The sequence below is a fragment of the Arcobacter sp. F2176 genome, assembly GCF_004116465.1.
GTDB classification, from domain to species: domain Bacteria; phylum Campylobacterota; class Campylobacteria; order Campylobacterales; family Arcobacteraceae; genus Arcobacter; species Arcobacter siniprincipis.
Map to the genome: position 1 here is coordinate 111,242 of NZ_PDJV01000010.1, position 9,283 is coordinate 120,524.

The 9,283-nt window shown below is 27.3% G+C and carries 11 protein-coding genes; 3 read left to right on the forward strand and 8 right to left on the reverse strand.

Features of this window, described 5'->3' with window-relative positions; genetic code table 11:
- Positions 1-2: 2 nt before the first annotated feature.
- The 4 genes from CRU95_RS10760 to CRU95_RS10775 all read right to left on the reverse strand — a co-directional run bounded on the left by CRU95_RS10760 (position 3) and on the right by CRU95_RS10775 (position 2,599).
- The gene (locus tag CRU95_RS10760) at positions 3-293 is read right to left on the reverse strand and encodes a YrhK family protein (protein ID WP_129101135.1); all 291 of its coding nucleotides are present in this window, start codon (positions 291-293) and stop codon (positions 3-5) included.
- 72 nt (positions 294-365) lie between these two features.
- Positions 366-938, reverse strand: a complete 573-nt coding sequence (locus tag CRU95_RS10765; RefSeq protein ID WP_309109221.1) for a pseudouridine synthase — start codon at positions 936-938, stop codon at positions 366-368.
- Positions 939-1,086: 148 nt separating this feature from the next.
- A complete protein-coding gene (locus tag CRU95_RS10770) occupies positions 1,087-1,638 on the reverse strand; it encodes a hypothetical protein (RefSeq protein WP_129101137.1) in 552 nt (183 codons plus the stop codon).
- Between the two features lie 25 nt (positions 1,639-1,663).
- A complete protein-coding gene (locus CRU95_RS10775; RefSeq protein ID WP_129101138.1) occupies positions 1,664-2,599 on the reverse strand; it encodes a DUF1566 domain-containing protein in 936 nt (311 codons plus the stop codon).
- A gap of 229 nt (positions 2,600-2,828) precedes the next feature.
- Between CRU95_RS10775 and CRU95_RS10780 the strand changes: the two genes are divergently transcribed.
- The gene (locus CRU95_RS10780) at positions 2,829-5,354 is read left to right on the forward strand and encodes a glycosyltransferase family 2 protein (RefSeq protein ID WP_129101139.1); all 2,526 of its coding nucleotides are present in this window, start codon (positions 2,829-2,831) and stop codon (positions 5,352-5,354) included.
- A gap of 8 nt (positions 5,355-5,362) precedes the next feature.
- Here the strand turns inward: CRU95_RS10780 and CRU95_RS10785 are convergent, their stop codons facing one another.
- From CRU95_RS10785 to CRU95_RS10800, 4 genes are all read right to left on the reverse strand, one after another.
- A complete protein-coding gene (locus tag CRU95_RS10785) occupies positions 5,363-5,710 on the reverse strand; it encodes a hypothetical protein (RefSeq protein ID WP_129101140.1) in 348 nt (115 codons plus the stop codon).
- Positions 5,711-5,712: 2 nt separating this feature from the next.
- Positions 5,713-6,102, reverse strand: a complete 390-nt coding sequence (locus tag CRU95_RS10790; protein ID WP_129101141.1) for a hypothetical protein — start codon at positions 6,100-6,102, stop codon at positions 5,713-5,715.
- A 93-nt stretch (positions 6,103-6,195) separates the two neighbouring features.
- Entirely contained in the window at positions 6,196-6,543 is a 348-nt protein-coding gene (locus tag CRU95_RS10795; RefSeq protein ID WP_258238686.1) for a rhodanese-like domain-containing protein, read from the reverse strand.
- A 101-nt stretch (positions 6,544-6,644) separates the two neighbouring features.
- Complete coding sequence (locus CRU95_RS10800) at positions 6,645-7,457, reverse strand: DUF1853 family protein (protein ID WP_129101142.1); 813 nt, start codon at positions 7,455-7,457, stop codon at positions 6,645-6,647.
- Positions 7,458-7,740: 283 nt separating this feature from the next.
- Between CRU95_RS10800 and CRU95_RS10805 the strand changes: the two genes are divergently transcribed.
- Together CRU95_RS10805 and CRU95_RS10810 are read left to right on the forward strand one after the other, a co-directional pair.
- A complete protein-coding gene (locus CRU95_RS10805) occupies positions 7,741-8,391 on the forward strand; it encodes a hypothetical protein (protein ID WP_129101143.1) in 651 nt (216 codons plus the stop codon).
- 83 nt (positions 8,392-8,474) lie between these two features.
- Entirely contained in the window at positions 8,475-9,080 is a 606-nt protein-coding gene (locus CRU95_RS10810; protein ID WP_129101144.1) for a TetR/AcrR family transcriptional regulator, read from the forward strand.
- Positions 9,081-9,283 lie beyond the last annotated feature (203 nt).

Sequence of the window (9,283 nt, forward strand, 5' to 3'; positions counted from 1 at the left end):
TATTAATATTTAATTTTATATTTTTTTTGTTCTTCATTATATATTCGTGATACATGAATCAAACTAAGTAGCTTTATTAATGGCTTTATTAAAAACTGTGCACTACCCACTATAAACAACCAAGTACCACTTTGCATAAGAGAATCATTTAAAAAGAAAATACTTCCAATTAAAAACCAAATGGCAATAAGTAAATCATTTATAACACCTAATGCTTCATAACGACGCTGAATTACAAAATGCCGACTTCCTATATCTAAATCCAATTCATTGTTTTTTTCATAAAAAACCACTAAGTTCCTCCAGATAATACTTTTTCTACATACATTATATGAAAAAACTCTAATAAGAAGATAAGATAAGATTTAAAATAATGTTTTCTCTTCCTCCAAAGAAAGATAACGCCATTTGCCAATCTCTACGTCAAGTTTAAAGTTTCCTATGCTGATTCGATTTAAGCTTAAGACTTTCAAAGGTGTTCCAAATTTTGGATCTTTTAGTGCGCCAAAAAGCCTACGAATATGCCGATTCTTGCCCTCTTCAAGTTCCACTAAGAGTTTTGTTTTAGCACCACCAATACCTACTTTTACAACTTTTGCCTTTAATAGACCATGAATACTTTCCACTCCCTTACTGGCTTGAAAAATATGCTCATCAGTAACATAGCCCCTAACCCAAATCTCATATATCTTAGTACAATTGCCAGGTTTAGTTAAAGCATCACCTATCTTGCCATTAGTTGTAAATAACAAAAGCCCTTTAGACTCTAAATCAAGACGCCCTATTGGCATCCAGCCATCGTGAAAAGCCCAATCAGGCAATAAGTCATAAACTGTCTTTCTCCCAAGGTCATCAGTTCGAGTGACCAAATATCCCTTTGGCTTATTAAGTACTAATAGTATTTTAGAATCATTTGCTGTAATATTTATCAGGTATATCCTTTAGGTGTTTTGATAAGCCCTAAATTAAGATTTTGCTAATAACTTTAATTATGAGATTCTCTATTTTAAAATATTTGTTGATATTATAGCCATTAAAGTAGGAAGGATAGAGAAATAAAATTTAATTTAATAATTAATTAGTATTTTATCCTAGAAATTTCATACGCAAGTAATTTAATTGCTCCAGATAAGCTACTTTATTATAATTAGTTGAGTGGAAATTCATAAAACCATGTAAATAATCTACTTTTGTAGTTTTTACTTTTTGTTTTTTCGATAAGTCAGATTGCAGCTTCAAAACATCATAATGAATCTCCATTTTAGGGAAAATTAACTCTACTTCAAATAAAGGATTTATTTCTTTAAAGTTTCTAATTTGAGAGCCATAATAACAAACTCCACAACTAATATTTTTAACTGATGAATTTTTAGATAATTTCCAAATCACGGAAGCACCAACACTAAAGCCAATCAAAGTGGTAACTGAAGAAATAGATGTAGTTAATTTTAGTAATTTAAAAAAATACTTATCAACTCCTACATTATCCACAAAATAAGAATATGCTTCCGCTTCATTTTTAAAGTTCATATTTATACTATCATAAGGATCTAATATAATATTTGCATTCAGTTCTTCTGCCAAATTTATCAAAGCAGGTGTTTTACCAAATACATCTGAAACTAAAATTATACTCATGAACCTCTACTTTACTTATTAATTATCACTGTATCCCATCTCGTATGCATCGAACATAATTACTAGCATTTTTGAGATCACTATATCCATCACCATTATCAAAATATATACTCCATGCTCGTTCACTATTATTATTGTTTGAAGTAGCACTCCAATACCAATTGGAACTAATATTTTTCAATTTATCTTTTTGTGTAGAAAGATTTTTCAGTTCATCCTTAGTAGGGAGTCTCCAATCTTTAAATTTAGCAAGAGTTAAGTTTTTACAATAACTCATAGCCGTATCACCAACTATATTAAAATAGTTTTTCCCATCATAATTTGTTTTAGTTAGCCATGATTTTTTGATTTTTAATACAGCACTATTATCTTGCCACATAAGTTTTTGTTTTTTATCTATATAAATACTCTTTTTTTCTTCTTTTCTTATTCTCTCTTTTTCTATTCTTTCTCTTTGCTTTTTCTCTTTTTCCATTTTATATTTTTGTGCTTCAATATCAAAATCTAAAGTAATCTCTTCAATTGTATCTTTAGATACATCAAAATTTAATCTTTTATCTAAAAAATTATCAGCACTTACATCAACGGTATAGACTCCTCGTGGAAATCTAAGATTAGAATTATATTTTTTATTATTTAATAGTATTTCTGAGTTAGGAACACTAATTAGTAGTGTTATAAAATATGTTGGTTGTGTTTCTATTTCATCTATAGTGACCCACACATCACTTTTAAGATTATTATTTTTTGATTTTCTAAGTCTTACATAATTTTCTTTTATATCAACAATATTATATTCTTTTCCTCTTTTTAGAACTTGTATAACTTCTTTATCTTTTCCATATGTGTTATATCCATTTACATCGTTTTTAATATAAATTTTTTTAGTAATATTATATTTATTTAACATAACATTTAACTCTTCTTGATGGGGTAAACAAGCAGTCATTACAAATATCATAAAAATGCCTAAAAAAAGTTGTATAAAATTTTTTATTTTTCTCACTAAAAATCTCCATTCATATTTTCAATATTATAAATTCATTAAAAATTAGATTGAGAATTATAGCAGATATGGATTAACCACTCATTATATCTTAAGTCCATAAGCTAATAAGTAGTAATGTTTTTATACAATTGCACTTATAAGGTATCTAAATAAATACTTAATTACACGACAAAGGACAAATTTGAGATATATTATATTAAGTATTATCATTGCAATCTTATTTCAAATATTCTTTTGGATTTCTCATAATAATTTAGTCACACTAATTGAATCACCATCTAAGAAAGTACAATCATTATCTTATACTCCATATTATGGGTATGAAAAAAAAGTTTTATCACAGGAACAAATAAAAAATGATTTGAAGATTTTGTCACCTATTGCAAAAAAAATTAGAACTTACTCTTCAATAGATGCACAAATTATATTAGAAGCTACAGATGAAAAAATCATGCCTATTGATTTAGGTATTTGGTTAAGTGGTGATTATAAAAAAAATGATATAGAAATTCAAAAAGCTTTAAAATTACTTAAAAAATACCCAAATAGAATTGAAAATATTATTGTAGGAAATGAAGTTTTACTGAGAAAAGATTTAACTAAAAAGGAACTCTTTGCATATATTGATTATATGAAAGAGTTCACTGATAAACCCATCTCAAGTGCTGAAACTTGGGATATTTGGGAAAAGACTAAAGAGTTAACTAATCATGTTGATTTTATAACAATCCATATCTTGCCATATTGGGAAGAAGTACCTATCAAACAATTTAACAGTTTTGTTATAGACAAATATAAGGCAATTGAAAATCTATTTCCAAATAAAAAGATATATATTGGAGAGATAGGTTGGCCAAGTAATGGTTATAATAATGTTAAGGCTATACCTAATTTAAAAAATGAAGCAACAGCCATTAGAGGATTTATAAATCTTGCTAAAGATAATAGTTGGTCTTATAATATAATTGAAGCGTTTGACCAACCATGGAAAGGTTATGCAGAAGGTAATATAGGACAATATTGGGGAATATTTGATGCTCAAAGAAATTTAAAGTTTAAATTAGTAGGAGATATTGAATTAAACCAATTTTGGTTTTATCAAATGATTGCCACTATTATAATAGGGGCTTTATTAACATTTTTTGGACTAAGAAATAAAAAGTTAAATATCTATCATGCCTTAGCTTATGCAATAGTAGCTCAAGGTATGGCAGTGGGGATTGTAATGGCATTTATGTATCCTTTCATCAACTATATGAATTTGGGGATGTGGGGGATGTGGGGGATAGGAACACTTCTAATGATACCTCTTGTAATTATGACCCTTGCAAAAGCAAATGAACTTTTTAAATCTTCAATTGGTACACCTCCCACAAGAATATTTCCTCTTAATTTAACATCTGAGAATATCCCTTTTGTCTCTATTCATGTACCAGCATATAAAGAGCAACCTCATGCCTTAGCTGAAACTTTACAAGCACTGTCTAATCTAAAGTACCCAAACTATGAAGTTCTTGTAATAATTAACAATACACCAGAAGAATTTTATTGGAAACCCATTGAAACCCTATGCAAGGAATTAGGTAATAAATTTGTATTTATGAATATAACTTGTACAGGATTTAAAGCTGGGGCATTAAATAAAGCCTTAGAACAAACAAATAAAGATGCTGAAATCATAGCAGTAATCGATGCAGATTATGTAGTTGAACCTACTTGGTTAGTTGATTTAGTTCCTCTATTTGATGACCCCAAAGTTGCCATAGTACAAGCACCACAAGATCATAGAGATGGTGATGAATCTATCATAAAAACAGCAATGAATGAAGAGTATGCAGGTTTCTTTGATATTGGAATGATTGATAGAAATGAAGAAAATGCCATAGTTGTACATGGAACAATGGTTATGGTTAGATTAAGTGCAATGCTAAAAGTTGGTGGATGGGGAACAGATACCATCGTAGAAGATAGTGAACTTGGGCTTAGGTTATTTGAAGCAGGTTATATAGCACACTATACAAATAAAAGATATGGTTATGGTCTTCTTCCTGATACATTTGAAGCATTTAAAACTCAAAGGCATAGATGGGCTTATGGAGCTATACAAATTCTAAAAAAACACTGGAAGGAATTTAAACCCTCAGCTACTAAACTTAGTTCCACTCAAAAGAAAAAGTTTATTACTGGATGGATTTTTTGGTTAAGTGATGCTATGGGCCCTATAATGGCTATCATGAATATTATTTGGGTGCCTGTTATTATATTTGTTGGTGTTACAATTCCTACTATTCCACTAACAGTTCCAATTATTACTGCATTTTTAGTAAATGTTTTGCATACTTTTATTTTATATAGGATCAAAGTAAAAGCTAGTTTTAAAGAGACTTTCTTAAGTTCTATTGCCTCTATGAGTCTACAACTTATTATTTTTAAAGCAGTTTGGGATGGATTTGTAAAAGATGGGTTGCCTTTTAAAAGAACACAAAAAGGTGGAAAAGCTAAAAAGAGTGATAACCCAATAATATATGAAACTATTTTATGTTTATTATTACTAATCTCTTTTTTCACACTAATTTATATAAATAAAACAAGAATAATAGAAATATATGTATTTGCAATAACTATATTTATTCAAAGTATCCCCTATATCTCAGCAATTATTATGAGATATTTAGAATTATACTCTATAAAAAACCAGAAAAATTAGTTATTATTTTATTCACCATTTAAAACAGACAGAACTGTTGCTCTTGAAGTACCTAGTTCTGTTGTTATCTTTGATATATTTATATCACCATTTTCATTGTAATACTCTTCATTATCTAGCATTTTTAATATAGCATCTTTTTTATCAAGTATCTCTTGAGATGTTTGCCTAGTTTGAAAAGTAAAGTCTTCTTCCCTCATAGTTTGAAGTGCTTCTAAATCTTTTTTTATAGTTGGAACTGTAACTTTTAACTCTTTTGCTAAATCTTTTGGGTCTTCAATACCACGCAAAATCAAATCTCTTAAAGCTATTCTTCTAGTTTTTATTTTACGCCTACGATGATAAGATATTTTCATAACTATTCTTCAAAATTAGCAAAAGCACTTTCAACATTTGGAATACTTTTATAGCTAGTTTTAGTTAGTTTTACCTTTCCTGTTTTTATATCACACACTGCAAGTCTAAAGCTAGCTCCAATAGATGGCTCGATAACGCAAACTATTTTGCCATCTATTTCTCTTGTTGTATAAATAGTACCTTGAAGAGAATTAAAAAAATATTTTGGATAAGTTAATGGTGTTATTTCAACAATATCTATAGCTTCCCTATTTTCAAGAGTTTCTAATATAATCATGGCATCATCATAATTATCAAAATGAATACACCAATCATCAAATCTCTTATTAAAATTTTCTAAATCCTCATCTAGAAATCTACCAGCTAAAGATTGTAAAGCAAATATAGACATAAAACACACCTTAAATATATAAATTAAAAACTAATTTTAGCATTTTAACTTTAAATATAAAAATAGTTAAGTGTCCTAATATCAAAATTATAATTAAACCTTTAGAAGAGAACTCCATGTTCCTGCATTGTGAATATTTTCAAATCCTTCTGCCACTAAAGTACGCTTTGCTAGTGCACTTCTACTACCACTAGCACAACAAAGTATTATGGGCTTAGTATTATCTAACTCTTTTATTCTATTTTTAAGTGAATCCAAGGGAATATTTATACTTCCATCTTTGTGAGCCAAGACATATTCTTCTACACTTCTAACATCAACAATTTGACCACCTTGAGAAAGTAAAGATGGAACAAGTTTTAAGACCTTATATTGACTATACTTTTTATAAGCTATAAAAGCTAATATTGCAATAAATGCATAAATTATATTTTCGTTCAAAACTATCCTTTAAATATATTTCATATTCTAATGAAATATCACTTACAACCTTTAAAAAAAAGATTAGTTAAAACTCATCTATTATAAATATTAGGATTTAACTACCACCAGATAAGAAAAAAACTTTGAGCTTTATTTCCTTTATTTTTCAACCAAATGAGAGGAGATTTTTTTTGAGTTAACAATATATCTATTGCAGCTATTACGTCATCAAAACTCATCCATATTTCATTTGTATTACAATCACAAACCCAATCATTCCTTGGCGGTAAATGGTATTTATACTCTCTAAAGTGCTTTTGTTTTATAAATTTTTCACGCTTAATATAAAAACCTCTTACACAAGAGTTATTTAATATAGGTATATCTTTACCTAAAAAATCAATTGGAACATAGATATTTCCTTTTAAACAAATCTTTTGTTTAAAAAAGTTTACATCTATACCCTCTAAATATTCTTGTGTTTCGTTTTTATATAATAAAGGAAGTTGTTTGGTTTTTAACTTTTCTAGTTTTTTTACAAAAGTATCGTTTCTATTTGGACCGATATACTTATCAAGTTCATTTTCAATAGAATCATCATATAAATAAAACTTGTATACATGTTCAACATGTAAATACTCTTCTGCTTTTTTATCAAAAATGAGAAAATCTAACTCCCCAAGAGTTTGTTTATTATTTATGATTTGAATGTTGTTTTTGATTAGACAAAAGTTTCTTGACTGCTGTATATAAAACTCAAAAAAACGCTCTATCCTACTTCCTAAAGTAAGTTTAGATGTGATATTTAACTGCGTAAAATCAAACTCTTCTATCTCATTTATATCTAATTCTATTTGACTTAGACCATCTATTTCTTTGAATAAAGGAGGTGTGTTTATAAAGCCTAAAAATTGGGTTTTAAAATTATTCATTTAATATGATACTAAAAATAGTATAAATAGGAAGAAAAGTTTCTTCTTGACTTTTTTATACATAAAATTAAGAATCAGGTGAAAATAACAACCTTAACTATTTCGCTTTTTTATCTACACTGAGTTGTCTTTATCACCTCGTATTCTATTTTTTTGTGTTCTTTTTAAATATGGTGTTATTATTATTGTTAAAATTTTATAGTTAATTAAATATTTTAATTATTAATTAAGAAAAATTATAGAATAATGTTATTAACCAACTAGTTAGTTAAAAAGGAAAATTATGATTACATTACAAGAGAACATAGGAACATTGAAAAAAAAAGATTTAATAATCGCAACAATCATTGCATTTATTATGGGTTTATTTTTTATATATATTGGTGGTATACCCCTTGTTTTAACATTTATACCTGGACTTATCATTAGTCTTGGGTTGCTTTATTTTATGTATAATAAAAATATTGAATTACCCACTGCAAAATCATTTGTTCCACTATTTTTTGCATCATTTGCATGGCAATTTCTTCATTTTAATGAAGAGTTTGTAACTGGTTTTTATACTCAGTTTCCAAATTTATTTGGTGCTAGAGCCTATTCTGTAGAAAGATTTGTAACTATCAATATGATTAGTTATTTTGCATTTAGTGTTGGATGTGTTGCAGTATTTACTAAAAGATTAAAATTTCTAGTTTTGCCTATGTTATTTTATATAGTTTATGGAATGATAGGAAATGCTATAACTCATACTTGGTGGGTAATATTTCACAAAGACTATTTTCCTGGATTTTTTACTGCTCAATTTTATTGGGTACTTGGGTTTATTGTACTTAGTACATTTTTAAAATCAAAAAAAGCCACTTTTATCACATATGGAATATTTGCTGTAATTGTTATTCCACTCATTGCATTCGTGGAATTGTATCATACATAAAAAAAGAAAATAAACTTATTTCAATCATAAAGTTAGTTTAATGTAAAATATCCTTTATAATATGAATTTAACTAAGGTAATAAATGAAAAAAAGAACCGCTAAACAAACAAAAGAACTAATTTTAAGTACTGCTATTGGTTTATTTGCTAAAAAAGGTTTTGATGGGCTCAGAGTTGATGAACTTGCACTTGATGCTGGAATAAATAAAGCTACAATTTATTATCATTTTAAAGATAAAAGTTTTATTTTTGAAACAATATTACTTTATTTGTCAGAATTTATCATAAATGAGATTGAAAAACGACAAAAAAATATTATTGACCCTAAAAATAAATTAGAAAATTTTTTAGATGCAATTATTTTTGTTATGACAAGTAAAAGAGACTTAGCAAAAATTATGATGCAAGAATTAGCTTTTAATGGTAAAAACCTTACTGATGATGTAACAAAACATTTTTTTAAAATAATTTATACTTTAAAACTTATTTTAAAAGAAGGAAATGAACAAAATTTATTTAAAAATATTGATCCACTTTTAGTTCATGCAACTATTATTGGTAGTTTAAATTATTATTATACTATGAAAGAAGCAGAGATAGATAAAAAAGATGAAGAGTATAAGATAGATATTTCTCAAGAGAGTGCAAATGAAATAAAAGAAATGATTTTAAGTTATATAATAAAATAATACCAAGGAAGCTATAAAATCAACTAACAAAATCCGGGTGTAATTTTAAATTAATTAGGTTATTGTTATCACCTGACCCCCAATGCCGTTAAGTTAAGAAAAAACACCCTTAGAACCTCTAATAATTTTTATCTAAAATATCACTAAATAAACACCTACTAAATTACAAAAATAACTCCATACAACCCCTTTATAAAGGGGTT